General features: G+C 62.4%; 23 protein-coding genes, 1 tRNA gene and 1 pseudogene. 12 read left to right on the top strand and 13 right to left on the bottom strand.

What is annotated here, in order from left to right; all coding sequences use genetic code 11:
- Positions 1–96 precede the first annotated feature (96 nt).
- The 3 genes from proB to HB630_RS19520 all read right to left on the bottom strand — a co-directional run bounded on the left by proB (position 97) and on the right by HB630_RS19520 (position 3,078).
- The gene (gene proB, locus HB630_RS19530; RefSeq protein WP_213773903.1) at positions 97–1,239 is read right to left on the bottom strand and encodes a glutamate 5-kinase; all 1,143 of its coding nucleotides are present in this window, start codon (positions 1,237–1,239) and stop codon (positions 97–99) included.
- 185 nt (positions 1,240–1,424) lie between these two features.
- A complete protein-coding gene (obgE, locus tag HB630_RS19525; protein ID WP_213773902.1) occupies positions 1,425–2,489 on the bottom strand; it encodes a GTPase ObgE in 1,065 nt (354 codons plus the stop codon).
- A 103-nt stretch (positions 2,490–2,592) separates the two neighbouring features.
- Entirely contained in the window at positions 2,593–3,078 is a 486-nt protein-coding gene (locus HB630_RS19520) for a MaoC family dehydratase (protein WP_213773901.1), read from the bottom strand.
- A 169-nt stretch (positions 3,079–3,247) separates the two neighbouring features.
- On the opposite strand from HB630_RS19520, the gene HB630_RS19515 reads away from it, so the two are divergent.
- The gene (locus HB630_RS19515) at positions 3,248–4,165 is read left to right on the top strand and encodes a DMT family transporter (protein ID WP_213773900.1); all 918 of its coding nucleotides are present in this window, start codon (positions 3,248–3,250) and stop codon (positions 4,163–4,165) included.
- A 54-nt stretch (positions 4,166–4,219) separates the two neighbouring features.
- On the opposite strand, the gene HB630_RS19510 is transcribed toward HB630_RS19515, so the two are convergent.
- The 3 genes from HB630_RS19510 to rplU form a co-directional block, all read right to left on the bottom strand.
- Positions 4,220–4,816, bottom strand: a complete 597-nt coding sequence (locus HB630_RS19510; protein WP_213773899.1) for a GNAT family N-acetyltransferase — start codon at positions 4,814–4,816, stop codon at positions 4,220–4,222.
- 122 nt (positions 4,817–4,938) lie between these two features.
- Positions 4,939–5,211 carry a 50S ribosomal protein L27 gene (gene rpmA, locus HB630_RS19505; RefSeq protein ID WP_213773898.1) on the bottom strand — a complete coding sequence of 91 codons (273 nt, stop codon included), beginning with the start codon at positions 5,209–5,211 and terminating at the stop codon, positions 4,939–4,941.
- 120 nt (positions 5,212–5,331) lie between these two features.
- Positions 5,332–5,718 (bottom strand): 50S ribosomal protein L21, encoded by a 387-nt coding sequence (rplU, locus tag HB630_RS19500; RefSeq protein WP_213773897.1) that lies wholly within the window; start codon positions 5,716–5,718, stop codon positions 5,332–5,334.
- A gap of 319 nt (positions 5,719–6,037) precedes the next feature.
- On the opposite strand from rplU, the gene HB630_RS19495 reads away from it, so the two are divergent.
- The 3 genes from HB630_RS19495 to HB630_RS19485 all read left to right on the top strand — a co-directional run bounded on the left by HB630_RS19495 (position 6,038) and on the right by HB630_RS19485 (position 8,962).
- Positions 6,038–7,177, top strand: a complete 1,140-nt coding sequence (locus HB630_RS19495; RefSeq protein WP_213773896.1) for an ROK family protein — start codon at positions 6,038–6,040, stop codon at positions 7,175–7,177.
- 493 nt (positions 7,178–7,670) lie between these two features.
- Positions 7,671–7,760: transfer RNA gene (locus HB630_RS19490), tRNA-Ser, on the top strand.
- 176 nt (positions 7,761–7,936) lie between these two features.
- Complete coding sequence (locus HB630_RS19485) at positions 7,937–8,962, top strand: AraC family transcriptional regulator (RefSeq protein ID WP_213773895.1); 1,026 nt, start codon at positions 7,937–7,939, stop codon at positions 8,960–8,962.
- 77 nt (positions 8,963–9,039) lie between these two features.
- Here HB630_RS19485 and HB630_RS19480 read toward each other — a convergent pair whose 3' ends face one another.
- The 3 genes from HB630_RS19480 to HB630_RS19470 form a co-directional block, all read right to left on the bottom strand.
- Entirely contained in the window at positions 9,040–9,735 is a 696-nt protein-coding gene (locus tag HB630_RS19480; RefSeq protein ID WP_213773894.1) for an alpha/beta hydrolase, read from the bottom strand.
- A gap of 34 nt (positions 9,736–9,769) precedes the next feature.
- Positions 9,770–10,561, bottom strand: coding sequence for an alpha/beta hydrolase (locus HB630_RS19475; protein WP_249780927.1), 792 nt, complete (start codon positions 10,559–10,561; stop codon positions 9,770–9,772).
- A gap of 274 nt (positions 10,562–10,835) precedes the next feature.
- The gene (locus HB630_RS19470; RefSeq protein ID WP_213773893.1) at positions 10,836–11,453 is read right to left on the bottom strand and encodes a TetR/AcrR family transcriptional regulator; all 618 of its coding nucleotides are present in this window, start codon (positions 11,451–11,453) and stop codon (positions 10,836–10,838) included.
- A gap of 95 nt (positions 11,454–11,548) precedes the next feature.
- Here HB630_RS19470 and HB630_RS19465 point away from each other — a divergent pair, with 95 nt between their 5' ends.
- The gene (locus tag HB630_RS19465; protein WP_213773892.1) at positions 11,549–12,355 is read left to right on the top strand and encodes an SDR family oxidoreductase; all 807 of its coding nucleotides are present in this window, start codon (positions 11,549–11,551) and stop codon (positions 12,353–12,355) included.
- A gap of 361 nt (positions 12,356–12,716) precedes the next feature.
- On the opposite strand, the gene HB630_RS19460 is transcribed toward HB630_RS19465, so the two are convergent.
- A complete protein-coding gene (locus HB630_RS19460; RefSeq protein WP_213773891.1) occupies positions 12,717–13,655 on the bottom strand; it encodes a LysR family transcriptional regulator in 939 nt (312 codons plus the stop codon).
- A 95-nt stretch (positions 13,656–13,750) separates the two neighbouring features.
- Here HB630_RS19460 and HB630_RS19455 point away from each other — a divergent pair, with 95 nt between their 5' ends.
- Both HB630_RS19455 and HB630_RS19450 read left to right on the top strand, forming a co-directional pair.
- A complete protein-coding gene (locus tag HB630_RS19455; protein WP_213773890.1) occupies positions 13,751–14,767 on the top strand; it encodes an NADP-dependent oxidoreductase in 1,017 nt (338 codons plus the stop codon).
- Positions 14,768–14,851: 84 nt separating this feature from the next.
- Positions 14,852–15,274 carry a hypothetical protein gene (locus HB630_RS19450; protein ID WP_213773889.1) on the top strand — a complete coding sequence of 141 codons (423 nt, stop codon included), beginning with the start codon at positions 14,852–14,854 and terminating at the stop codon, positions 15,272–15,274.
- 102 nt (positions 15,275–15,376) lie between these two features.
- Here the strand turns inward: HB630_RS19450 and HB630_RS19445 are convergent, their stop codons facing one another.
- The gene (locus tag HB630_RS19445) at positions 15,377–16,597 is read right to left on the bottom strand and encodes an FAD-dependent monooxygenase (RefSeq protein WP_213773888.1); all 1,221 of its coding nucleotides are present in this window, start codon (positions 16,595–16,597) and stop codon (positions 15,377–15,379) included.
- Positions 16,598–16,692: 95 nt separating this feature from the next.
- Here HB630_RS19445 and HB630_RS19440 point away from each other — a divergent pair, with 95 nt between their 5' ends.
- Positions 16,693–17,304: a TetR/AcrR family transcriptional regulator gene (locus tag HB630_RS19440; protein ID WP_213773887.1), complete on the top strand. Its 612-nt coding sequence runs from the start codon at positions 16,693–16,695 to the stop codon at positions 17,302–17,304.
- A 4-nt stretch (positions 17,305–17,308) separates the two neighbouring features.
- Here the strand turns inward: HB630_RS19440 and HB630_RS19435 are convergent, their stop codons facing one another.
- Positions 17,309–18,328 carry an SDR family NAD(P)-dependent oxidoreductase gene (locus HB630_RS19435; RefSeq protein WP_213773886.1) on the bottom strand — a complete coding sequence of 340 codons (1,020 nt, stop codon included), beginning with the start codon at positions 18,326–18,328 and terminating at the stop codon, positions 17,309–17,311.
- A gap of 94 nt (positions 18,329–18,422) precedes the next feature.
- On the opposite strand from HB630_RS19435, the pseudogene HB630_RS19430 reads away from it, so the two are divergent.
- The 4 genes and pseudogenes from HB630_RS19430 to HB630_RS19415 all read left to right on the top strand — a co-directional run bounded on the left by HB630_RS19430 (position 18,423) and on the right by HB630_RS19415 (position 22,906).
- Positions 18,423–19,315 (top strand): annotated as a pseudogene (locus tag HB630_RS19430) (LysR family transcriptional regulator).
- A 220-nt stretch (positions 19,316–19,535) separates the two neighbouring features.
- The gene (locus HB630_RS19425; RefSeq protein ID WP_249780926.1) at positions 19,536–20,063 is read left to right on the top strand and encodes a TetR/AcrR family transcriptional regulator; all 528 of its coding nucleotides are present in this window, start codon (positions 19,536–19,538) and stop codon (positions 20,061–20,063) included.
- Between the two features lie 51 nt (positions 20,064–20,114).
- Entirely contained in the window at positions 20,115–21,059 is a 945-nt protein-coding gene (locus tag HB630_RS19420; protein WP_249780925.1) for an SDR family NAD(P)-dependent oxidoreductase, read from the top strand.
- A 206-nt stretch (positions 21,060–21,265) separates the two neighbouring features.
- The gene (locus HB630_RS19415) at positions 21,266–22,906 is read left to right on the top strand and encodes a Na+/H+ antiporter (protein WP_213773884.1); all 1,641 of its coding nucleotides are present in this window, start codon (positions 21,266–21,268) and stop codon (positions 22,904–22,906) included.
- 92 nt (positions 22,907–22,998) lie between these two features.
- On the opposite strand, the gene HB630_RS19410 is transcribed toward HB630_RS19415, so the two are convergent.
- Complete coding sequence (locus tag HB630_RS19410) at positions 22,999–24,030, bottom strand: DUF4331 family protein (RefSeq protein ID WP_213773883.1); 1,032 nt, start codon at positions 24,028–24,030, stop codon at positions 22,999–23,001.
- Between the last annotated feature and the right edge of the window lie 161 nt (positions 24,031–24,191).

Genomic DNA, 24,191 nt, shown 5'->3' with positions numbered 1-24,191 from the left:
GCACGGAAATGGCCGCCGCGCGAGGCGCGGAGCCGGCATGGTCGAGGGGGCGGGCAGGGCTTCCCGGTCCGATCCCGGGTCGGCCAATGGCCTATTTCAGCTCGCGGAATAGGCGCCGCTCGGGCCCACCACGAGGTCGTCGCGGTGGATCATTTCGGCCCGTCCGCTGATGCCCAGGATCGTCATTACGTCCGGCGACGAGCGGCCCTTGATCCTGTCGGCGTCCTCGGCGTCGTAGGCGACGAGGCCGCGGCCGATTTCATGGCTGTCCGGGCCCCGCACCACCACGGCGTCGCCGCGGGCGAATTGCCCGTCGACCCGGATCACGCCGGCCGGCAGCAGGCTTTTGCCGGCGCGCAGCGCGTTCACCGCGCCGGCATCGATGGTGAGCGTGCCCTTGGGCTCCAGCGAGCCCGCGATCCAGCGCTTGCGCGCGGTCACGGGATTGGCGGGGGTCAGGAACCAGGTGCAGCGGCCGCCGTCGGCGATCGCCTGCAGCGGATGCTCGATCTTGCCGGAGGCGATCAGCATATGCGTGCCGGCCGTGGTCGCGATCTTGGCGGCCTCGATCTTGGTGTACATGCCGCCCCGCGATAGTTCCGATTCCGCAGCGCCCGCCATGGCCTCGATATCGGAGGTAACTGAGTCCACGACCGGAATCAGTTTTGCGTCGGGATTGCCGGCCGGCGGCGCATCATAGAGGCCGTCGATGTCGGACAGCAGGATCAGAAGGTCGGCGCTCGCCATGGTGGCGACGCGGGCGGCGAGGCGGTCATTATCGCCGTAGCGGATCTCGTTGGTGGCGACCGTGTCGTTCTCGTTGATCACCGGGATCGCGCGCCATTCCAGCAGCTTGGCGATGGTCGAACGCGCGTTGAGATAACGGCGGCGTTCCTCGGTGTCCTGAAAGGTCACCAGAATCTGCCCGGCGCCGATGCCGTGGTGGCCGAGCACCTCCGACCAGATCCGCGCCAGTGCGATCTGCCCCACCGCCGCGGCGGCCTGGCTTTCCTCGAGCTTCAACGGGCCGCGCGGCAATTTCAACCGGCTGCGCCCGAGCGCGATCGAGCCGGACGACACGATCAGGAGTTCGCGCCCCTCATTGTGCAGTTTGGCCAGATCGGCGGCAAGCGCGGCAAGCCATGCCGCCTTGACCTCGCCCGCGCCGGAATCGATCAGCAGCGACGAGCCGACCTTGACGACGATACGGCGAAAATTTTTCAGGCTTGGGCGGGACATGGCGGAAATTTCGGTAAAGCTTCGAAGAAAGCTCAAGGTTTTTGCAGCATGGATGCCTGCGGCGCAAGTCAGTGGTGTAAGTCAGCCAGCCTAGGCTTATCGGCTCTGATGGAATCAGAACCGAATCTCTATGTTTTTTTGACGCGTTTTTTTGCGCGAACCGGAATCCACTTTGCTCGAAAACGCTATAGCGGCGGCAGCGGCACCGGAGGCTTGCTCCACGGCTCGGCTTCTGCCGTGCCCTTAGCCTTGCCGGACACCGGAGCTTCGCCAATCACTTCCACCAGCGCCCGTAATGCGTCTTTCACGCCCTCGCCAGTCGCGCCCGAGATCAATCGCGGCGTCTTTTTTGCCGCCCGCTTCAGCCGGTCTTTCTGCTTCTTCAGCTCTTCCGGCGTCACGGCATCGATCTTGTTCAGCGCAACGATCTCGATCTTCTCGGCGAGTTGTCCTTCATAAGCCTCAAGTTCGGTTCGCACCGTCTTGTAGGCCTTGCCGGCGTGTTCGCAGGTCGCGTCCACCAGATGCAGCAGCACGCGGCAGCGTTCGACATGGCCGAGGAAACGATCGCCGAGGCCCGCGCCTTCATGGGCGCCTTCGATCAGGCCGGGAATATCCGCCAGCACGAATTCACGGCCGTCGACATCGACCACGCCGAGCTGTGGATGCAGCGTCGTGAACGGGTAATCGGCGATCTTGGGCTTTGCCGCGCTGACGGCGGCCAGGAATGTCGATTTTCCGGCATTCGGCAAGCCGACCAGTCCGGCATCGGCGATCAGCTTCAGCCGCAGCCAGATCCAGCGTTCCTCGCCCAGCTGACCGGGATTGGCGTTGCGGGGCGCCCGGTTGGTCGACGTTTTGAAATGCGCATTGCCGAAGCCGCCATTGCCGCCTTCGGCGAGGGTGAATTTTTCGCCGAGCCTGGTGAAATCATGAAGCAGCGTTTCGCGATCCTCGTCGAACACCTGGGTTCCGACCGGCACCTTGAGCACGATCGGCTTGCCGTTGGCGCCATGGCGGTCCTTGCCCATGCCGTTGGTGCCCTTCTGCGCCTTGAAGTGCTGCTGGTAGCGATAGTCGATCAGCGTGTTCAATCCATCGACCGCTTCGATGACGACATCGCCCCCGCGGCCGCCATTGCCGCCGGAGGGGCCGCCGAACTCGATGTACTTCTCGCGGCGGAACGCCACGCAGCCGTTGCCGCCGTCGCCGGAGCGGATATAGACCTTGGCTTCATCGAGGAATTTCATGAAGTCATAGGTAAGGCAGGGGCACCGATGCGGCAACCCTTAGCCGCCGATATCGACGAAAAGCCTTAACTTTTGCGATTTTTCAGCAGGTCGCCCGCATCGATCACGACTGCGCCGGCCGGCGGCGGATCAGGAATTTTTGCATGCCTTCCAGCACCAGTTCGCGCCGCTGGTTGAATACGGTGCTGCGCAGCGTCACCGCGCCGGTGGTGCGGCCAGGCACCAGTTCCATCACTTCGAGCGCCGGATAGATGGTGTCGTCGGCATAGACCGGCTTCAAGAACCGGCTCGATTGTTCGAGAAAGCCGACCAGCGATTCCTCCACCATATAGGGAAACAGGCCGGCGCCCGGCGCGGTGTGGATCAGCGTCTGGAAACCGTGGGCAAGCAGGTCCGGCATCCCGCGCGCCCGGCAATATTCGACGTCGTAATGCACCGGATGGGTGTCACCGCTCGCGGCCTGAAACGCCGTGAATACGGCCGAGGTCATGGTGCGGCTGGGGATCACGAAACGTTCGCCGACCGCAAAATCCTCGAACCAGCGTTGTTGCGGCACCATGCGGTGCAGGGCGGGATCGAAGTCGGTCATGGCGGGGTTCCTGTGATGTTGCGGGGGCGCGTATCGGTATCGTGGCGCAGTCGCCGCGGCAATCTCGGTCGGTCGTTCCGGCTGCGCGACGGCTCGCACGGCTGCGTAGCCTCATTGAGGGCTTCGTCGCTTGCGCTCCTCGCAAGGACGCTGTTATGCAGCCGCATTCATGACCCTGTTCGCCCGAATATCGACCTACACGGACGAGCGCGCCGCGCGGTTCGCCGGCATCGGCCTGATGCTGCTGTCGATCTTCATGTTCTCCTTTGGCGACGCGGTAGGAAAATTCCTGGTCGAGACCTATCCGGTCGGAGAATTGCTGTGGCTGCGCGCTTGCGCGGCGCTGTTCGTGCTCTCGCCGATGGTGTGGCGCAATCGCAGCGCCTTCACCCGCCTGGAGCGGCCGTGGCTGCAATTGTTCCGGGCCGTGCTCTCGACGCTGGAAGTCGCGGGGTTTTTCCTGGCCACCGTCTATCTGCCGCTTGCCGACGTCATCACTTACTATCTGGCGTGTCCGATTTTCGTCACCGCGCTGTCGGCGATCCTGCTGCGCGAGCGCGTCGGCTGGCGGCGCTGGAGCGCCGTTCTGATCGGTTTCTGCGGCGTGCTGATCGCATTGCGTCCATCGTCGCAGACCATCAGCTGGCCGGCGCTGATCGCGCTCGGCGGCAGCACGTCGTTTGCGGTACTGATGCTGATCACCCGCTCGCTGCGCGCGACACCCGATGTCGTGCTGGCGTCGTCGCAATTCATGGGCACCTTCGTGCTCGGCGCGGCGTTGTCGCCGATCGGCTGGGTCACGCCCGATGCCGTCAGCCTTGCCCTGTTCGTGGCGTCCGGCTGCATTTCGGTGGGGGCGCTGTTGTGCGTCAATCGGTCGCTGAAGCTGGCACCGGCCAGCGTCGTGGTGCCCTATCAATATTCGATGATCGTCTGGGCGGTGATGTTCGGCTACGCCGTGTTCGGCGATGTACCTTCGCCGTCGACGATCATCGGCGCCGCCATCATCATCGGCGCCGGATTTTACATCTTCCTGCGCGAGCGGGATCTGGGACGAAAGGAGACGGTGGTCAGTCCGCCGGTATGAAGCCCCATCACCGCCGCTCCCGTGTTGGTGGAGACGAGATCGGAGCGCGCGGAACTATCGCATGCGCCGGGTCGAATGTCCCCAGTTCTTCAGCGACGACCAGACGCCGCGTGACAGGCGGAAACAGTCGACCGGCGCCGACGATCCCAGCGCCTCGAAGCGATGCAGCTCGACGCCGCTCCACTGGAAGCCGCATTTTTCAAGGATGTTGCGCGAGGCCGGATTGGCGACGCGGGCGCCGGAAATCAGTTGCCCGACATCGAACTCCTCAAAGGTAAAGTCGATCATGGCGCGTGCGGCCTCGGTGCCGAAGCCCTGTCCCCAATGGCCGACGCCGAGCCAGTAGCCGAGCTCCGGCGCGTCCGGTCCGCGCCAATTGACGCCGACGATGCCGATCGGCGTGCGATCGTTCTCGATCAGGAACACGATGTCGCGCTGGCCGTCGGCCGTTGCGCGGATGAGCTCCACCGCATGGTCCTGCAGATAGGGATGCGGCAGGCGGCGGGTATTCTCTGCAATGCGGCGGTCGTTGGCGAGACCCGCAATTGCTTTTACGTCCGCGAGCGTCGGCTTGCGCAATGTCAGCCGTTCGGTCTCGAGGACGCAGCTTCTCGCCTCGCGCAGTGTCGGGGTGGGGATATCCTGCAACATTTCGGGCTCCTGTAAGCAAAAACGCGCAACAAAAAGGGGAGACTGGTTTCCCGTCTCCCCTTTTAGAGCTTCAGGAGCTCCGCCGGTTCAACAGGACCCGGCGGACTCATATGGTCCGCCGTCTATTCGGCCGCAGCTTCCGTCACCGGGACTACCGACACGAAAGTGCGGCCATTGCCTTTTGCACGAAACTCGACGTGACCTTCGATTTTCGCGAACAGGGTATGGTCGGTGCCCATGCCGACATTAAGGCCGGGATGCCACGTGGTGCCGCGCTGGCGCGCAATGATGTTGCCGGGGATCACATGTTCGCCACCATACGCCTTGATTCCGAGGCGCTTGCCTTTCGAATCACGGCCGTTACGCGATGAACCGCCTGCTTTTTTATGAGCCATGGCTCGTCTCCAAACTTCGCTGCAATCTTTAGATCAATTCCTTGACGGAATCATTTCAGTTTGTGTCGCTTCAATTTTCAGGTGGAAGCGTTCACTTTTTATCGCTTTCGCCTGTAACCGCTACGGAGCGGCTTCCGCCTCGGGCTTGGCCGCAGCCTTTTCCCGCTTCGGCCGCGGGCCGATCGTCGGCTTGTTGTCGTTGGTCAGGATCTCGGTAATGCGAAGCACCGTGATCTCGTCGCGATAGCCGCGCTTGCGGCGCGAATTCTTGCGGCGACGCTTCTTGAACGAGATCACCTTCGGGCCGCGCTTGTGCAGCAAGACTTCAGCCGCCACCGAAGCGCCGGCTACCGTGGGGGTGCCGAGCACCGGCGAATCGCCGCCGACCAGGAGAACTTCGCCAAGCTGCACGATCGTGCCGACATCGCCGGCGATCTTGCCTATCTCGAGTACATCGTCCGCAACGACACGGTATTGCCGGCCGCCGGTTTTGATGACTGCGAACATCGTTTAATTCCTTCGTGTTCGATCCCAGCCTCGGATTGGATCCGGGCCGGCTTCTTGTTCAGTCGTTATGGGTTCGATTTCCGCGTGCAGGGAGCGATCCCTTGAAGCCCGCGCAAAAACAAACAGCGCGAGAAAATCCCACGCTGGGTTGAACGATTTATAGCCAGTGGCGACGCCAAGTCAAGGCAAAGCCGGCCCGAAACAGGGCTAAATCTAGGAGTTTTGGGGCATTTCGGTCAATTCCATAGGCTTTGCAGGCCGATGAAACCAATGGGTTCCCCGCCCGTTATTGTGCCGGTTTTTCACCGGGCAAGGGCAAATGGCTGAAGAGATCGTCACGACCACGGGTATCGCCGGTCACGGTGCGACCCGCCTGCCGTCCGTGGAGGTGGACAGCTTCAATATCGAGCTGAAGGACGAGGAGGGCTTCCTCGGCGACCGCGCCAGCAAGGGCGCGTTTCGCAGGATCGTCGACCGCTGGCGCAAGCCGCTGAAAAAAACCGGCGAAGACCCGTTCGGCGACGAGTCATCGGAAGAGATCAGCAAAAAGACGCTCGACGACATGCTGGTCGGCGACGACACCGAGGCCTCCGCCGTCGTGCATGGCGCGGTCGAGGATTTCGCGCAGGAGCTGGCCTATGTCACGCGGCGGTTTCTGAAGACAAAGCTATGGGCCGGGACCGAACGCATCGTGGTCGGCGGCGGTTTCCGCGACAGCCGGCTCGGCGAACTCGCGATCGCGCGGGCCGATATGCTTCTCAAGGCCGAGCAGTTCAAGGTCGATATGACGCCAATTCGATTCCACCCCGACGAAGCCGGGCTGATCGGTGCGCTGCACCTCGCCCCATCCTGGATTTTCGAGGCTTATGACAGCATTCTCGCCGTCGATATCGGCGGCACCAATATCCGCTGCGGCGTGGTCGAGACGCGCTGGAAGAAAGCGCCCGATTTGTCGAAGGCGCAGGTGTGGCAGTCCGAACTGTGGCGGCATGCCGACGACGCGCCGACGCGCGAGGCCGCGGTGAAGCGGCTGGTCAAGATGCTGAAAGGCCAGATCGCGGAAGCCGAAGCCGGCGATTTGAAACTCGCGCCCTTTATCGGAATCGCCTGCCCGGGCGTCATCAAGGAGGACGGCTCGATCGAGAAAGGCGCGCAGAACCTGCCGGGCAATTGGGAGAGCAGCAAGTTCAACCTGCCGCAGAGCCTGATCGAAGCGATCCCGGAAATCGGCGAGCATGACACCACGGTGGCGATGCATAATGACGGCGTGGCCCAGGGCCTGTCCGAAGTGCCGTTCATGCAGGACATCACCCATTGGGGCGTGCTGACCATCGGAACCGGATTGGGCAACGCGCGCTTCACCAACCGCCGAAGAGAAAACGGCAAGGACAAGGAAGACAGGAAAGTGGCGGGGAAAGACGGCAAGGACGGGAAGAAAGCTAAAAAGAGCAAGGATTAAGCTTATGGGGGCCTGCTTGGCGCCTTATCGGTTCTGATTGAATCAGAGCCGAATCCCCACCCCACGATCCAAGTCCGGGCCAGGCTTTCGCTCGAAAACGCTATCCCGGCCGGGCCGGTAACCTTGATCGGTTAGGTTAAAATAGGGTTTCCATTGCCGTTCCCGGGCGGGCGGCTACCCTCCAAGCCGTCGCTCAAGCGCCCGTGAAGCCGCACTTCCGGCCGCAATTTCAATGACGCGACACGGGGCCGCCGGTTTTTATCGCGTCCGGCGGCCCCACTTTTTCCTGCGCTCAATTCCAGCCGATATGTTCGGGAGCGCCGCGCGCTAAGGGCTGCATCACCGATTCGTCCGTGCGACATCGAAGGTCGCCTTGTTTATCCGAACCGTCAGATGCGTCCCGGACGTTGCTTCCTGCACCCGAAGCGGCGAATTCTTGCCCGGCGCGCCTTGTCTGACCAGCCGTCCTCGCCTAGAACACGCCCCGACCGCTGGAGAGGTGGCAGAGTGGTCGAATGCACCGCACTCGAAATGCGGCATAGGTGCAAGCCTATCGGGGGTTCGAATCCCTCCCTCTCCGCCATCAAAGTGTAGCGCAGCATGGCGTGACGAAGGTGGCTGGAGCGTAGAATCGGCGTTCTTTATACTGCTCGCTGACCGGCAACCCCCTGCTGAGGGGCAACTGAATCTCTCCCACGGCTTGGCGCATAGAAAAGGCTCAATCCATGGCGCAATTCATGTAGCGTGCTGGCAGTATCGATGCGCGAAGATGTGGGCGATGGCGACCTGCCGTACCGCCTCGTGCCGTGCATTGAAATAATGGTTCCGACTCATCATCCTCTCAAAACTGGATCATTGCAGTATGGCTCAAGCATGAACAGCGGGGAAGGCGCAGATATCGAAGGCTTTCGGGAGTCGATCTCTCGCCGTTTCAGATCGCCTGTCCCGGGGGCGCTTTTTGCAAACGTCGGTTCAACGGAACCGATCAAGATATCCCGCGTCATCTCTCCCCCCGTGAAGACCGAGGAATTGCCGGCGGAATCTGCCTTCGTGGTCCATGTGCATATGGCGCCGCTTCCCGAACTGGACATATGGATCGATGGCCGGCACGCCGAGATGCCGTCGCTCCATATCGGCGAGGTGGTGATCCTGGACCTCGACGCCGCGCCCTTTGCACATATCCATCACCCGATGGACTTCATGCTGGTCCAGATATCCAAGCGTACACTGGAGGATATAGCATATGATCGGGGAGAGCGGCCGCCCCGCAGGCTTCATCCGACGTTGGGCGGCACGCGTGATCAGGTGCTGCACGGGCTGAGCTCAGCTCTGGCCGATCGGCTCGAGACTTATGGCCCCGAGGACAGCCTCTTTGTCGACTATGCCGCCCTCGCGTTCCACGCGCATATCGTGCGAGCCTATGGCGAGGTTCGCGACCCAGTCCATCCGCGTGGTGGACTTGCGCCATGGCAAAGCAGGCGGGCGTGCGGCATGATGACAGCCGATTTGTCCGGCCGCGTGACCATCGCGGAACTCGCGGCAGGCTGTGGCTTGTCCGTGAGCTATTTCGTGCATGCATTCCGCAAGACGATGGGCATCCCGCCGCATAAATGGCTGATGGACCAACGATTGCGACGGGCCAAAAGCTTGCTCCGCCGCACTAAACTGACATTGTCGGAAATCGCGTTGATGTGTGGATTCGCGGACCAAAGCCATTTGACGAGAGCATTCTCTCGACAGGAGGGCAGCCCGCCTGGCCAATGGCGGCGGCTGGCCCGCGATTGAGCGCCGTCGCCGGGTCATGGCGGGCAGCCGTTTCATATAGGAAGACCGCAATCGTCCTTTCGCCGCGATCCGGAGGTTCATTGCCGCGGCAAGGCGGCGTTCGCTGCCTGCAGGATCAATTCCGCGACGGCATCGGGATGCGACAGCATCACGAGATGGCTTGCGGCGATTTCCGTAACGGTGGCACCGACGCGCTCGGCCATAGAACGCTCGAGCGCAGGCTGGATTGCCCGATCCTCCCCGGCGACCAGATACCAACTCGGTTTTTCCCGCCAGGCCGGGCGCGAAACCGTGCCGGTCAATGAGGCGATCGCGGTGGGACCTTGCGCCGCAAACAGAATGTCTCGCTCCGGCTCAGGAAGATCCTGCGCGAAGTCCTGATGAACACCTGCTTGGGTCAACGTAAGGTATCCGTCCCCACAGGGTCTTATTTCCGTAGCCATCGGGGGCGGTTCCATTTTTTTGCCGAGCAGGTCCGCCGACTCGCCGGCATCCGGAGCAAAGGCGGCGACGTAAACCAGGGCGGATACCTTCGCATTCGTCCCGGCCTCGGTGATGACCGCCCCGCCATAGGAGTGGCCGGCGAGAACGACCGGCGGTTCGGCGGCTGCGATAGCGCGGCACAGCGTCGCGACGTCGGCTTTAAATCCAGATAAAGGCATCTGGACCGCCGTTGTGTTCAAACCATGGGCTCGTAACGATGGAATGACCTCAGACCAACTGGAACCATCGGCCCAGGCCCCGTGCGTGAGAATTACGGTTTTTGCCGCCATCACTTCAGCCTCCACGTCCAATGCGTTCCAGCGTTCACTTCGAAGCCGCTCGCTCGACGGCGGCCTCCGCCTGTTCGATGACGCCAGCGACCTCCTGGGGTTGGGCCAGCATCGCGACATGGCTGGTGTGAAGCAGCACGGAGGTGGTCGCATGGATCGTCTGGGCCATGGTCCTTTCCAGTTTCGGCGAGATCGCGCGGTCATTCGCGGCGACGATGTACCAGGACGGCTTGTGTCGCCACGCGGGATCGCCGATCTTGCCGCCCAGCGCGTTGACGCTGGTCGGGGCCTCCGCGGCAAAAAGCACTTCTTTTTCCTGGGTCGAAAGATCCTGGGCGAAGTCGTCGTAGACCCCCGCTTTGGTCAGTTTCAGGAAGCCGTTCGCATCCGGGCGGACTTGATCGTTCAGCGGCACGGGAACCGAGCCGCTCAGGGAGCCCGCCGATTGTCCCGCATCGGGCGCAAAGGCAGCGACGTAGACGAGGCCCTTGACCTTCGGGTCATCGCCCGCCTCCGTGATGACGGCGCCGCCGTAGGAATGACCGACCAGTAGGACAGGCCCGTTTTCCAGCGCGATCGCCCGCTTTACGGTGGCGGCATCATCGGCCAGGGAAGTCAGGGGGAGCTGCACGGCGACGACGTTGAATCCCTTCGCATCGAGCAGAGGGATGACTTTCGACCAGCTCGAACCGTCCGCCCAGGCACCATGAACCAGAATGACGTTCTTTGTGGTCTGCGCGCTTGCGGCGTCGCACCAGCCGGCCATGCCCGCCAGGATGGCCAGAGCGGGCCAGAAACGTCGGCCGAAACTTGCGTTGCGCATCATCAGTTACTCCGTGTTGCGGATATGTACAAAACGGACCGATGTTTGCACGCCGCAGCCAAGCCGCCTTGCACATGACTGCTTTGAGATTTTGAACGCTTTTGTTCCCCGGCTGAGCGCCTCTCTATGTTCGTGGTCCCTCCAGAGAGCCAAGTGCAGCGTGCCTCAGGTGGCTATGGCGTAGGAATAGTGCCCATCTTCATCGTTCCCGGCCCGCCACAAAAATGTAGCGTAGTGAAGCGTGCCGAGGGTGGCCGGATCGTAGAATCGACGTGCTCTATACCGCTCGCTGACCGATAACTTCGGCGGGATGCGCCCAAGCGAGCGCCCTTATGGCCAGATGCGCCATTTTCCGTAGCCTCTCGGGTGAGAGGCCCCCGCGAGCGCTCATCTTCAATCCAGTCAGAGTTGCGAGAAAAAGGTCCGTCGCCGTTCCGATTTCACTGTCCGCGCGCACCTGTCCCGCGGCTTTCGCCTGCTCAATCGCCTCGCTCACGGCATCCCGCAACAGGGTGTGGCTCGCCGCGCCGGCGGCCAGAACATCGGCATCCCGCAAACCAAATTCGCAAATGGCTCTTACACCCAGGCAGGAGGGGGCGGGGCGTTGGACGGCCCGTTCCACGAAAGCGACGAGTGCTCGCTCAAGCCCGTCGAGCGGCGTCGGGCCTGCCGCAATGTCGTGGGCAATCTGCTCCGCATTCTCGCGGTTATAGCGTTGCAGAGCTTCCAGGTAGAGTTGCCGTTTGGAGCCATAGGTATCGTAGAGGCTTTGGCGATTGAGCCCCATCGCCTTCAACAAGGTCTCGGTTGAGGCCCCCTCATAGCCGTGATCGGCGAACACCTCGATGGCGATCATCAGCGCCTTGTCACGGTCGAATTGCTTGGGCCGGGCCATGCTTCCTCATAGCAAATCAGAACGATCTATCCAAAATAATTCTGGATAGATCAGTCCATAATCAATATATCCCCTCCACAGACGAGGAGGATGCAATGTCGACAACGGTGCTCGTGACAGGAACCTCAAGCGGAATCGGCGAAGCCGCTGTGCGGGCTTTCCTCGCCGATGGCTGGAATGTGGTCGCGACCGCCCGCGATCCAGCGGCAGCGGCAGGCGGAATGGATCATCCGCGCCTCCTGCCCGCCCGCCTCGATGTCACCGATCCCGAGTCCATCGAAGCGGCGTTCCAGGTCGCAGAACAGCGGTTTGGAGCTGTGGATATGGTCGTGAACAACGCCGGCATCGGCCTGGGCGGTCCGCTGGAGGGCATCAGCCTTACTCAGTTGCGTGATCATCTGGAGGTCAACGTGATTGGCGTGGCAGCCGTCTGCCAGATCGCGGCGGCGCATATGCGTCCGCGCGGCCGCGGGTTGATCGTCAATGTGACCTCGCTGACCGGCCGGGTCGGTGTTCCGTTCCTGGCGCCCTATTGTGCAGGCAAATTCGCCGTCGAAGGGCTGACCGAAGCGCTCTATTATGAACTGCGTCCGCATGGCATCCGGGTGAAGCTGGTCGAACCGGGTGGCGCGCGTACCCGCTTCTCCCATCCATGGGCGGAGCACCCGGCCTATTCCCCCGCAGCGGAAGCCGTCCGGGAAAAGATGGAACGCGGCGTCGAGAGCGCCCCGCCGGCCGATCAAGTCGCCAAGGTGATCCTGGCCGCGGCCAAGGAACCTGGCGACCGGCTACGCCATGCCGCCACGAGCGCGGTTCCAGCGCTGCGTATGCACCGCCTGTTGCCCGAGTCCGCATGGCGCAAGATTCTGTCGCGCTCCTTCGGATTGAACGCCCATCGCTGATCCCATCCATTTCGGCGTGACGGCCTACCGACACGAGAGAGCCATAGCGCGCGTTAGGTGGCTATGGCGTAGGAATAGTGCCCATCTTCATTGTTCTTGGCCCGCCATCAATGTGTGGCGCAGTATAGCGTACCGAGGGTGGCTGGGTCGTAGGATCGGCGTTCTCCATGCTGCTTGTTGCGGAGGGCGCCTCCGGCAGTTTCGCGCCCAAATGTCGCCGTTCAGCGAAACGATCGTCGTTTCTGGAAACTGCCGTATGTTCACGTTGCGGCGGGGCAGCCGAGGTGGTCAAAGATTGCGGCTCAGGTCGCGCGTGCCTCGCTGTGGCGGGTGAGGTTTCGAACAGGGGCGCGGGACGCCCTCACACCGACAAGCTCGCCGTGGCCGTCATCCGCTCCTGAAAAACTTCCTGTAACAAGGTCAGGAAGGCGCGCACGGCAGGGTTAGCGCGGCGGCTTTCCGGCCACAGCGCCGTGATATTGTGCCGCTCGACTGCGAATTCGGGAAGTACCGGGACCAGTTCGCCGCGTGCCACATAAGGCGCCGCGATAAAGGTCGCGCTGATCCCGATGCCACCGCCGGCGGCGAGCGTCGCGACCAGCGCGTCGCTGACATCGACGATAATGCCGGATGGTGGCACGATCTCGATCACCCGCTCGCCGATCTGGAAAGGCCAGCGAAAGGCTTGGCCCGTGCTTTGGTAACGGAGGCTGACGGTGTCATGCCCCTCCAGCTCGTCCGGGTGTTTCGGTGTGCCATGCGTTGCCAGATAGGCTGGTGATGCGAAGGCGCAGAGCCGGTGCGGCATGAGCCGGCGCGACAACAGCCGCGAGTCTGCAAGTTCGCCGATCCGGACCGCGACGTCGATCCGTTGTTCGATGATATCGACAACCTGATCGTTCAGCCGCAGATCAACCATTACCTTGGGGTAGCGCTGGCGGAACGCCGGCAGGGCGGGCGCTATCACATGGACGCCGATCGGCAGGGGCGCGGCTATCCGCAAGGTGCCAGACGGCTCCGAGCGCGCCGTCATCGCCGCCTGCTCGATCTCTTCCGCATCGCGCAGCAGTCTGAGCGCGCGCTCATGCAACTCGCGACCCTCTGGCGTGAGCGTCAGCGAGCGGGTCGTGCGGGTAAAGAGCGAAAGCCCCAGATGCCGCTCGAGTCGCTGTACGCTCTTGCTGACGGCCGAGGGCGAGATCGACAGGGAACGGGCAGCGGCAGTGTAGCTACCCATCGATCCCGCGCGCGCGAAAGCAATCAAACCGGTCAGCCGTTCCAGGGCTATTTGTTCCTTCATGGCATTATTGAAGCGATGCGGGCTCCAATTATCAACTTCATAATGATGGAATATGTGGTCGTTGAGGCATCGATGTTCCCTCGTGGAGGTTTCTAATGAGCGATACGATGAAGGCGGTCCGGCTGCATGCATTCGGTGGCCCCGAGGTGCTGGTCTATGAAGATGCGCCGAAACCCGAACTGGAGGCAGGCGAAGTACTCGTCCGCGTCCACGCGGTCGGCCTCAATCCGCCCGACTGGTACCTGCGCGACGGGTATAAAATGCTTCCCCCCGAGTGGCAGCCGCAGGTGTCGTTCCCGATCATTCTCGGAACAGACATTTCGGGCGTTGTCGTCGCGGTCGCCGAGGGCGTTGAGAGCTTCTCCGTTGGAGACAAAGTATATTCGATGGTGCGATTTCCCGTCGGCCTTGCGGGAGGCAGCAGGGCTTATGCCGAGTACGTCAGCGCGCCAGCGTCGGAAGTCGCGCTCAAGCCGACCGGCATCGATCACCTGCATGCCGCCGGAGCGCCGATGTCACTGCTCACCGCGTGGCAGTTCCTGATCGAGTTGGGGCACAATGAACCAAACCCGCTTCAGCCGAACCAGCATGAGCCGGTGCCGCTCCAAGGCAAGACTGTTCTCGTAAATGGCGCCGCTGGCGGCGTGGGGCACTTCGCGGTGCAAATAGCCAAGTGGAAGGGTGCGCGAGTAATCGCAGTGGCGTCCGGCGAGCACGAGGCGTTCTTGCGCGATCTCCGCGCCGATGAATTCATCGATTACACTAAAACGCCTCCCGAGGACGTGGCGCATGACGTTGATCTCGTCGTCGACGCCCTCGGCGGACCGAGCACCGGTCGTTTCCTGCGCACGCTGAAGCGCGGTGGGGCGTTGTTCCCGGTGTTTCCGTTAGGCTTCTCCGGTGGCGAGGAGGCCGAGAAGCTGGGCGTCACGGTCTCGGCAACCCAGGTCCGTTCAAACGGGGCTCAACTGGCGGAAGTCGGGCGCTTGCTTAATGACGGCGCGATCTGCGTTGCGATCGACAGCGAGTTTCCGCTCGCCGACGCCCGCAAGGCGCACGAACGGGCGGCCCGAGGGCACATCCACGGCAAGATCGTGCTCAATGTAGAATGAAGGCCGAAGCTCGAAGGGATCATCCTTCCTTTGGCGCCTTGTCGCGACAAACGACGGCGGTCACCTCATGAAAGGAGCGGTTTGATGGCCACGGATACGAAGCTGCGCCAAGGAACGACGGCTTGGTTTGAAATGGTAGGGATATTGATGAGCGAAGCGGCTTCGCTGTCCGGACTTTCGCCGGAGCTCAATGTGTCGCTGGTTGAGCGCTACACCGACGGGGTCGAACTCTCCGAGGGTCTTGTTCAAGGCATTCGCTTTGACATCATCAGCGGCAAACCCTCGTTCAGGATCGGCGTTCGGCCTGACGAGCAGGGTGATATAACGATTGAGATAACAGCCGCGGCTGCGCGGAGGCTGAACTTGTTGGGTAGTGCCGATCCGAATCGTCGAACCGCATTCGACACCTTCCTCCGCTCGGGTGAAATGCGGGTGGAAGGCGATCTATCTCGCCTAGGAGGCTGGCTGAACGCGGTACACGACCGAATCACGGACCGTACGAGTTAGCGCGCGAGATGCGGTCGGGACTTTCCGCCCGGGCGGCTGATCGCGGGGGAGGGGGGATGCGGCGATTTCGATCGCGCCTCACTTCCGACGTTCCTCTTGAAGTCACCGGGCGTAATCAGGAAGGCTCAGCATGCTATGCACGTCCCGTGCATGGTCGTTTCGCATAGCATCGCCCTTTGCCTCGGCGAGAGCCGCCAGGATCCGGTTGCGCGCTTCAAGCTCTTGAGGTGTTCGCGGCAGGAGAATGAAACCGTTACCTTCGATCGCCAAGGCTTGGTTTGCTTCGACAAACGGTCTGGTCATTCGCTCATAGGCAGCAAATGCGTCCGAAGGGTCGTCATGCGCGGCAAGTTCACCGGCGAGCACATAGGCGCCGACAAGCGCGAGGCTGGTGCCTTGGCCGGATCTGAACGACGGCGCATAGGCGGCATCACCAGCCAAGGCCACGCGCCCGGAAGACCATGCGGGCATGCGGATCTGGCTCACGGTGTCGAAAAAGAGATCGTTGGCGTGCCGCATGGCTTGCAGTAGCCGTGGCACTTCCCAGCCGCCGTCGGCGAACACGGCCTCTGTGCGCGTGTACTGTTCCTCCACGTCGGGATGCGTGCCAAACGGCGGTTTATCGCTGGCGAAGATCAGGAAGCCGAAGACCTCCTTGCTGTTGCGCACCGCGAAGACACCGGCGCTGCGCCCCGCTTCACCATAGATGATGCCCCCGTGCGACAGGCCCATGTCGTTGGGCATGGAGAAGATATTGAAACAACTGCCGAGGTAGTGATTGAACTGCTGTTCCGGACCGAACGCGAGCCGGCGCGTACGGGAGTGAAGACCGTCGGCGCCGATGACCACGTCGTAGCGGCAGCGGTCGCCGCTCTTGAACTGGATCTCTACGCCCGAGCCGTCATCCCCGAGTGAATCAATCGAGTCGTTGAAGCGATAGCGGATCGGCCGCTCCTTGGTGAGATCGTAAAGCAGCGTGGCCAGCGCGCCACGCGGCAGTTCGACGTCGCGGCCGGTTTGATTGTTGGTGAGTTCATAGGGCGGGATACTGCCGATGACGGCCCCTTCGGCATCCACGAACCTCAGCTCGCGCGAGCCGATATGCGCAGCCTGCACGCGCGGCAGAAGGCCCATTCGCTCGACCACGTCGATCGCCGTGCCGCGCACGTCGATCGGGTAGCCGCCGCTGCGAACGGTCGGAGCCCGCTCGACCACTGTTACGTCGAAGCCATAGCGATCGAGCCAGTAGGCCAGCGCCGGCCCGGCAATGCTGGCGCCTGAGATCAGCACCGAGCGGGATTTTGGGCTTTGGCTGTCCGGCATATAATTTCTCCGATCAGATAAGATGCTATATGTATCTTATGTGAATGGATCTGAGGATTCAATAGGATGCATTATGTATCTTAACCGAGGGTGAGATGAGGGCAGACAAAATCGGACGGCGGCGGGGCTCCCAGCTGGAGGACGCGATCCTGGACGCCGCCTGGGCGGAGCTGGTCGAGCAGGGCTATCCCGGGCTGACACTGGAGGGCGTGGCCAGGCGTGCCGGCACCAGTCGACCTGTGCTCCATCGGCGCTGGCCAAGCCGCACCGCACTCGCAACGGCCGCGTTGGGACGGCATATTACGCAGAACCCGGTCGTCGTGCCCGATCTCGGCAGCCTTCGCGACGAAATCCGCCTTCTGCTTCGCCGGATGTCCGACCGTGCCCGGCCGGACATGATCAGGCTGGTTTTCGATATGCGGAAGGACCTGGCGGACGAGCACTCCAGCTTGGCAGATATGAGGGCACATCTGAGGGCGCAAATCGTCGAACCCGACGTCATGCAAATCATCCTGGGACGCGCGATTGATCGTGGTGAGATCGCCGCTGCCCGGCTCACCCCGCGGATTGTGTCGCTTCCGACGGACCTTGCACGCCATGAGATCCTGATGACCTTCGAGCCCTTGTCGGACGAAGCTATCAGGGAGATCGTCGATGAGGTTTTCCTGCCGCTGGTGAGCCCAGCGGATCAGCGGATCTCTTCGTGAGCGATCAATTCGGCGGCAAGGTTGCGCGCATGGTTGCCGCGTAGACAGGCCGGAACGTCGTTTTCAGACATCCCATATCAGCCAAGGTCTCGCGAACGGCGATCGCTAACGGGGTACGGGGTTCAGCGCCGAGGGCCGCGATGAGCCGCGCGTTGCCCATATGGATTTGCGTGGTCCAGAGGTAGCGCATCTCCGCCAGTTCGCGAAACAGGACCACGAAGGGCGACAGCATCCGTATCAGCAGCCACGGGAACCTGCGGAATTTGATGTCCGGATTGCCGCTCGCCTCGCGGATCGCCTCAATCATCCGCGTCCCGTCGGCATCCCAATGCCCTTCCATGTGGAACACCGCGAAGGTCTCCAGTGCATCGGATCGTTCCAGGAGCCGGACCATCGTTTCGGCGACATCGGGCAGATAAGCCCATTGATGGCCGACGCCACGTTTGCCCGGATAGCTCACCGCGGTTACCGGCTTGCCGGGCTTGACCAGACCTTGCGCGAACCAGTTGTTGGCGGCTTTCGGGCCAAAGAAGTCGCCAGCCCGCACGATCAGGACAGGTGTGCCTGCATCCGCTGCGGCACGCAGCCGGCTCTCCATCTCGACCCGGATGCCGCCCTTGACGGTGACCGGATGCTGCGGGGAGCTTTCATGCAACTCGGGAAAAGCGTCCGGCCCGAAATTGTAGACGGTGCCCGGCAGGACGATGCGCGCGCCGGCGGCGCGGGCGGCCGCGATCGTGTTGTCGAGCATCGGCAGCACCGTTTCGCCCCAATGGCGATAGCCGGGCGGATTGACCGCGTGGACGATGACGGAGACGCCTGCGGCGGCAGCCGACACATCGGCGGCGGACATGGCATCGCCCCGGAGCCACTGGATGCCGGAAGTCCTTTCCGCCGCGGCGGACAGCCGGTCCGGATTGCGGTTGAGTGCTCGAACCGTCCAGCCGCGGCCGAGGAGGCGTCGGGCCACCTCGCCGCCGATGCCGCCAGTGGCACCAAGGATGAGCGCCGTTTGATGGGTCATGATCTGTCTCCGTTGCTTGGGTGTGACCTCAAGATGGAGAAGCTCGGCATCAAACGGAATTGCTGAAATCCGTGCAGTATCTATACTAAAATAGATGAATGCATCCGAGCCCGACTGGAACCTCTACCGCAGCTTTTTGGCCGTACTCCGGGAGCGATCGCTGTCCGCGGCGGCCCGCGCCCTGAACTTGACCCAGCCGACGCTGGCCCGCCATATCGACGCGCTGGAGGCTGCGCTGGGGTTCGAACTGTTCACCCGCTCCCAGCAGGGCCTGTCACCAACCGAGGCTGCCCTGGAACTGATGCCCTATGCGGAAAATCTCGCGGCCAACACCGCCGCGATGTTGCGGACGGCTTCCGGCCTGGGCTCGGCGATCAAGGGGACGGTGCGCATCAGCGCCAGCGAGATCGTCGGCGCCGAAATATTACCGCCGATGCTGACCAGACTCCGGCAACAGCATCCCGCGCTGGCGTTCGAACTGGTTCTCTCCAATGCCATCGACAATCTGCTGCGCCGCGACGCCGACATCGCGGTGCGGATGGTTGAGCCGGCTCAGGATGCGTTGCTGGTCAGGAAGCTGGGGGCCGTCCATGTGGGTCTTCACGCTCACAAGGACTATCTCGCCCGTGCCGGAACGCCGGTCGCGTTCAGCGATCTGGCGAACCATAGCTGATCGGCTTCGATCGGGAGACGCCGGCCATCCGCGCCATGCGCAGCCGCGTACCCGGCGCCGAACTGCTCGACTTCGCCTTTCGGGCCGACAGCGATATCGCGCAATGGCGCGCGATCAAGGCGGGCTTTGGCATCGGCATCTGCCAGGTCGGGATCGCGAAGCGGGAGCCGGATCTGGTGCGCCTGTTGCCGGCCTCCTTCGATCTCGAACTCGGCGTTTGGCTCGCCATGCATGAGAATCTACGAACAACGCCCCGCTGCCGGGCCGTCTTCGATGGACTGGCGTTCGACCTAGGCCAATATCTCAACGCGTAAACGCGTGCGCCCGGCTGGTCGGACCGCCCGCAATGCCAAGCCGCGATAGCTCGCGCTGCCGCTGCTGGCCGTGGCGCGATGGCCGCCAGTTTTGAAGCGCGGCGGGTCTGCTTTTAATTACTTCATTTGACTGACTGGACACTCTTCTATATTGCGAACTCGCAGATCAGAGACGGGAAGCATGGCCAGACCAAAAAGTGACGACCGACGGAACGCCATCATGTCGGCCGCGATCCGCATCATCGCCTCCCAGGGACTGGGCGCGGCAACGGCGGCGATCGCGCAGGAGGCGGGCGTCTCCAACGGGTCACTGTTCACCTACTTCGAGACCAAGGCCGATTTGTTCAACCAGCTCTACCTTGAGCTCAAGGCGGAGACGGCCGCGGCTGCCTTGGACGGACTGCCAGCGGGGAGCGACATCCGCAAACAGACATTTCATATGTGGTCGCAATGGCTGCGCTGGGCGACCTCCTACCCCGAGAAGCGCCGAACGCTCGCGCATCTCAGCGTATCGGACGACATCACTCCGGAGAGCCGTCAGGCCGGGCACCAGACGATGGCCGGTATCGCCAAGCTTCTGGAGCGGAGCCGTGAAAACGGGCCGATGCGCGATGTTCCGCTGGGGTTCGTTGTTGCCCTGATGAACGCATTGGCGGACGCGACGATCGACTTCACGATCAATGACCCAGCCAATGCGCACAAGCATTCCATGACCGCATTCGATGCCCTCTGGCGAATGCTTGCCTGATTTTTTGACCCGATAATGACTGACTAGACAGACAATTAAGTGGAGAAAAACATGTCGATGACCGCTTCGGAAAATCCCCCAGGTCGCCACGCATACGTCGTCACCGGTCCGACCTCCGGCATCGGCCGCGCCACGGCGCTTGAACTGGCCCAGCGCGGCACGGTCGTGCTGGTCGGCCGAGACCGTGGAAAGCTCGATGAGGTGCAAAAGACCATCGAGCAAAAAGGGCAGCAGGCGGTATCGGTCGTGTGCGATCTGTCTGATCTTGCGAGCGTGCGGCGCGCGGCCGCAGAGATCGTCGCGCTCCATCTTCCGATCGTCGGCCTGCTCAACAACGCGGGCATCATGCAGATGCGCGCCACGACAAACGCGCTGGGCCAGGACATGACATTCGCGACCAACCACCTTGGCCCGTTCGCGCTGACCGAGGCGCTCGTACCGTATCTCCCCGACGGGGCGAACGTCGTCTTCGTTGCCTCCGCCGTGGAAGATCCGGAGCGCAAGCCCGCCAAAGCCGTCGGCTTCCGCGGAGCTCGCTATATTTCAGCCGAAGCAAGCGCGCGCGGCGAGTGGCAGCCCGGCGGTTCCAAAATGCCGGGCGCGGACGCCTATGCCACGTCGAAGCAGTGCAATCTCGCCACGGTAATGGCTTTCGCCCGCGAAATTCCACGGCTGCACTTCAACGCGGTCGAGCCGGGCGTCAATCTGACCACCGGTCTCGGGCGGCGCGATGCCGGCGCCCTCGTGGGCTTTCTGGCGACATACATCATTTCGCCGCTGGTGCCGCTGTTCATGCCCTTCATGAAGTTTTTGAGCACCCCGAAGCGAGCCGCACGCGTGATCGCCAAAATCCTGATCGATACATCCGGTCAGACCGGCATCTACTACAACGAGAGCGGCCATCCGATGCCGGGCTCCGAACTCGTGCGCGATCCGAAGTTCCAGGATCGCGTCGTCGCCGAGACACGCGCCTTGCTGTCGGCGATTCCAACATAAAAGGAGAGATGCTTTCGTTCATGCGTCGCAAGGCTGACGACGACAGCATCAAATGTCAGATGCGTGATCAGCATCCCGAACTCTTTGCGGCGAGGGGCATCCGTGGTCTTCCCGCACCGGGATCGATCCGCGAGCGAAATAGGGCTATGATGCCAACCATCGTTCGCCAAATCCCCATCAACACATCAAGCATCACGAGATAGAGCGTGGAGACGATTGCCGTTGCCTTGATTCTTCTACTGGCCGTTGTGGTCAGCAGCGCGTTCGCGCGCATGTCTCCAGTGGCCTTGCCGCTGCCGCTGGTCCAGATCGCAATCGGCGCGGTCATTGCTTCAGTGGCCAATCTCGGTGTCGAGCTGCAACCGGATATTTTCTTTCTGCTGTTTCTGCCGCCGCTGCTTTTCCTCGATGGCTGGCGGATCCCGAAAGAAAGATTGTTCCGCGACAAGGGGACGATCCTCGAGCTTGCGCTGGGGCTTGTCGTGTTCACGGTTATTGGCATCGGATACTTCGTTCACTGGATGATTCCGGCCGTGCCGCTGGCCGTCGCTTTTGCACTCGCTGCGATCGTCTCGCCCACCGATCCGATCGCGGTGTCGGCCATCGCGGCCCGCGCGCCGATCCCCGGGCGCCTGATGCACATTCTCGAGGGCGAGTCGCTGCTCAATGACGCATCAGGTCTGGTCTGCATGCGTTTTGCGATTGTCGCCGCCCTGACCGGCACGTTCTCGATCGCCACCGCGATTGGTACCTTTCTCTGGCTTGCGATCGGTGGCGTCATCATCGGCGTCGGCGTTACCTGGGTCGCGGCGACCTGGAAGAACTGGCTATCGCAACGTTTCGGCGAGGAGACAGGTTCGCAAATCCTGATCAGCCTGCTGATCCCGTTCGGCGCCTACCTTTTGGCCGAACGTCTGCACTGTTCGGGGATTCTCGCCGCCGTCGCCGCCGGCATCGCCATGAGTTACGTGGAGCAGAGCGGTCAGGCGCTTCCGGTGACCCGGGTCCGGCGCAGTGCGGTCTGGGATCTGGTGCAGTTGACCGCCAACGGCATCATCTTCGTGTTGCTCGGCGAGCAGCTTCCGCAGCTCTTCACCAGCGCCGCACGTGTCGTGCATGAAACCGGACACCATAAACCGGTCTGGCTGCTGCTCTATGTCCTGGCGATTAATTTCGCTCTTGCGGCTTTGCGCTTCGTCTGGGTCTGGACCTCGCTGCGGTTTACGCTGTTTCGGGCCGCGCTGAAGGGTGAGCATCCTTATGTTCCAAGCTGGCGGCTCATCGCGGCGACATCGCTCGCCGGGGTGCGCGGCACCATCACGCTGGCAGGCGTGCTGACATTGCCCCTGACGATGAATGATGGCTCGGCATTCCCGGCCCGCGATCTCGCCATTTTCCTCGCCGCTGGTGTGATTATTGTGTCGCTGGTCGCGGCGAGCCTCAGCCTGCCATATCTGCTGAGGAAGCTGGAATTGCCACCCGAGCCATCGCGGCAGGAAGAGGAGGACCGGGCTCGCATCGCCGCCGCGGAGGCGGCTATCCAAGCGATCGCGCAGGCGCAACACGACATGGGAGAGGGCCGCGGCGACGCCGATCTCTATACCGACGCCGGGCTGCGTATCATGGAGCTTTATCGCCATCGCATCGACGGCCGCTCCAGGGCCGGCAAAGACGCCGCGCTGGCCCGCAAGATCGACGAGATCGAACGCAGGCTGCGCCTGATCGCGCTTCGCGCCGAACGGACAGAATTCTATCGTATCGCGCGCGGCCACCAACTCTCGGAGGAGACGACCCGGAAGCTGGTCAGAGAGGTCGATCTGCTGGAATCGCGATTCGCAACGAAGTGACGAGAGATCGCCCGATCGCGACCGGCGCTTTCGGTGTCGTCTCTCCCCACATCGTCTCTCGCCGCAAGGACTGAAGCACTTACTTCGTATCCTTATTTTGGAGCGGCGGGAACGTACGGGAACGCCTGCGAAGGTTTTGAGGTAACCGATTCCTTGCCGATGCCGAGGGTGACAGGACGGTTCGCGGCGATCGAGAACATCACGTCGGGCGCGTTGTCGGTCAGCGAGCGGCCGTTCCAGCCGGCGAAACCGAACACCGCGGCCGTGCCCACGGTGTAGGGCAGTACGTTCGGAAAGAAGCGGTGCGCGACCTTGCTGGCATAACCACGCGGATCTTCAGCGGTCCCGAGCGCAGTGACTGCGCCGGCGATCGACTTGATCACGGTGTCTCCGTAGGTCGCGAAATCATCGGCCGGGCGTCCGGCGTTCAGGCGATTGCCGAGATCTTCATTGTATTGTGTGAACAACGGATGGATCATCGGAAGGCCGACCCGGTTGATCGAGCGCCACCCGCCCGCGTCGGTCGCAAGCGAAGCCACGGCCCACACGCCGATCTTGCGTTCGCGGGCGCCCGTCAACTCTTTGTCGGGAACTTCGAGGACGATCGAGTAAACGCTATGGCCGGCGAACAGGTTCTTGGCCTGAGCGGGATTCCATCCCTTCAGATCGATGATGGTGCCGTCCTGGAATGCATGGCCGACGGCATGCAGCACGTCGGGTTCGATCCAGAACGGGTCGCCGGCCTTCCCGGCCCATATGCGCAGGCCGCCCGCGGTGGTGGCCGTCTCGCCTGTGGCGCCGCGCAGGACGACAGTTCCTTCAGCATGAGGATCGATAGCCTGGACGCCGTCGATGCGGCGAAGCACGAAGCGCTGCTTTCCTGCGGGATCGCGCTCGTCGAACGTAATGCGGTAGGTGATGTCTTCGACGGCGTCGCCGTCGAGATCGATCTTGAACTCATACATCCCCTCGGGATGGTATCCCGGGCTCGGAATTGCGCCGAAGATCGAATGGCAAACGTTGATCACAAACACGGTGCCGGTTTCACCGCGGAAGAGATACAAATCCGTAATATCGAGGCGGATGTCTTGACGGGCGAGGGGCGAGTCGAGGTGGTGGGACATGATGGTTTACTCGTTTGCTATGCGTTAACGGGGAATCTGGACCTGGAATGGGCCAATCAGCCGCCCGCGATGCAACAGCCCTTACGACGTGATCTGAGCGGCAATAGATCAGGCGTCGGAATTCGATCTGCTTCGTGTCCGCCCGAACCGTTTCGGGACTT

The sequence above is a fragment of the Bradyrhizobium sp. dw_78 genome, assembly GCF_018449525.1.
Lineage (GTDB): Bacteria > Pseudomonadota > Alphaproteobacteria > Rhizobiales > Xanthobacteraceae > Bradyrhizobium.
This window is presented reverse-complemented; position numbering and strand designations above follow the sequence as displayed.

Excerpts from the sequence above, each read along its gene's own strand:
- HB630_RS19480 (WP_213773894.1), bottom strand. The coding sequence starts at position 9,735 with ATGGCGGCAAAAACCGTAATTCTCACGCACGGGGCCTGGGCCGATGGT.
- obgE (WP_213773902.1), bottom strand. The coding sequence starts at position 2,489 with ATGAAATTCCTCGATGAAGCCAAGGTCTATATCCGCTCCGGCGACGGC.
- HB630_RS19445 (WP_213773888.1), bottom strand. The coding sequence starts at position 16,597 with ATGCCGGACAGCCAAAGCCCAAAATCCCGCTCGGTGCTGATCTCAGGC.
- HB630_RS19470 (WP_213773893.1), bottom strand. The coding sequence starts at position 11,453 with ATGGCCCGGCCCAAGCAATTCGACCGTGACAAGGCGCTGATGATCGCC.
- HB630_RS19510 (WP_213773899.1), bottom strand. The coding sequence starts at position 4,816 with ATGTTGCAGGATATCCCCACCCCGACACTGCGCGAGGCGAGAAGCTGC.
- HB630_RS19460 (WP_213773891.1), bottom strand. The coding sequence starts at position 13,655 with ATGAAGGAACAAATAGCCCTGGAACGGCTGACCGGTTTGATTGCTTTC.
- HB630_RS19440 (WP_213773887.1), top strand. The coding sequence starts at position 16,693 with ATGAGGGCAGACAAAATCGGACGGCGGCGGGGCTCCCAGCTGGAGGAC.
- HB630_RS19475 (WP_249780927.1), bottom strand. The coding sequence starts at position 10,561 with ATGATGCGCAACGCAAGTTTCGGCCGACGTTTCTGGCCCGCTCTGGCC.
- HB630_RS19485 (WP_213773895.1), top strand. The coding sequence starts at position 7,937 with ATGCGCGAAGATGTGGGCGATGGCGACCTGCCGTACCGCCTCGTGCCG.
- HB630_RS19515 (WP_213773900.1), top strand. The coding sequence starts at position 3,248 with ATGACCCTGTTCGCCCGAATATCGACCTACACGGACGAGCGCGCCGCG.
- HB630_RS19410 (WP_213773883.1), bottom strand. The coding sequence starts at position 24,030 with ATGTCCCACCACCTCGACTCGCCCCTCGCCCGTCAAGACATCCGCCTC.
- HB630_RS19520 (WP_213773901.1), bottom strand. The coding sequence starts at position 3,078 with ATGACCGACTTCGATCCCGCCCTGCACCGCATGGTGCCGCAACAACGC.
- HB630_RS19420 (WP_249780925.1), top strand. The coding sequence starts at position 20,115 with ATGTCGATGACCGCTTCGGAAAATCCCCCAGGTCGCCACGCATACGTC.
- HB630_RS19455 (WP_213773890.1), top strand. The coding sequence starts at position 13,751 with ATGAGCGATACGATGAAGGCGGTCCGGCTGCATGCATTCGGTGGCCCC.
- rplU (WP_213773897.1), bottom strand. The coding sequence starts at position 5,718 with ATGTTCGCAGTCATCAAAACCGGCGGCCGGCAATACCGTGTCGTTGCG.
- HB630_RS19425 (WP_249780926.1), top strand. The coding sequence starts at position 19,536 with ATGTCGGCCGCGATCCGCATCATCGCCTCCCAGGGACTGGGCGCGGCA.
- HB630_RS19465 (WP_213773892.1), top strand. The coding sequence starts at position 11,549 with ATGTCGACAACGGTGCTCGTGACAGGAACCTCAAGCGGAATCGGCGAA.
- HB630_RS19450 (WP_213773889.1), top strand. The coding sequence starts at position 14,852 with ATGGCCACGGATACGAAGCTGCGCCAAGGAACGACGGCTTGGTTTGAA.
- HB630_RS19435 (WP_213773886.1), bottom strand. The coding sequence starts at position 18,328 with ATGACCCATCAAACGGCGCTCATCCTTGGTGCCACTGGCGGCATCGGC.
- rpmA (WP_213773898.1), bottom strand. The coding sequence starts at position 5,211 with ATGGCTCATAAAAAAGCAGGCGGTTCATCGCGTAACGGCCGTGATTCG.
- HB630_RS19495 (WP_213773896.1), top strand. The coding sequence starts at position 6,038 with ATGGCTGAAGAGATCGTCACGACCACGGGTATCGCCGGTCACGGTGCG.
- proB (WP_213773903.1), bottom strand. The coding sequence starts at position 1,239 with ATGTCCCGCCCAAGCCTGAAAAATTTTCGCCGTATCGTCGTCAAGGTC.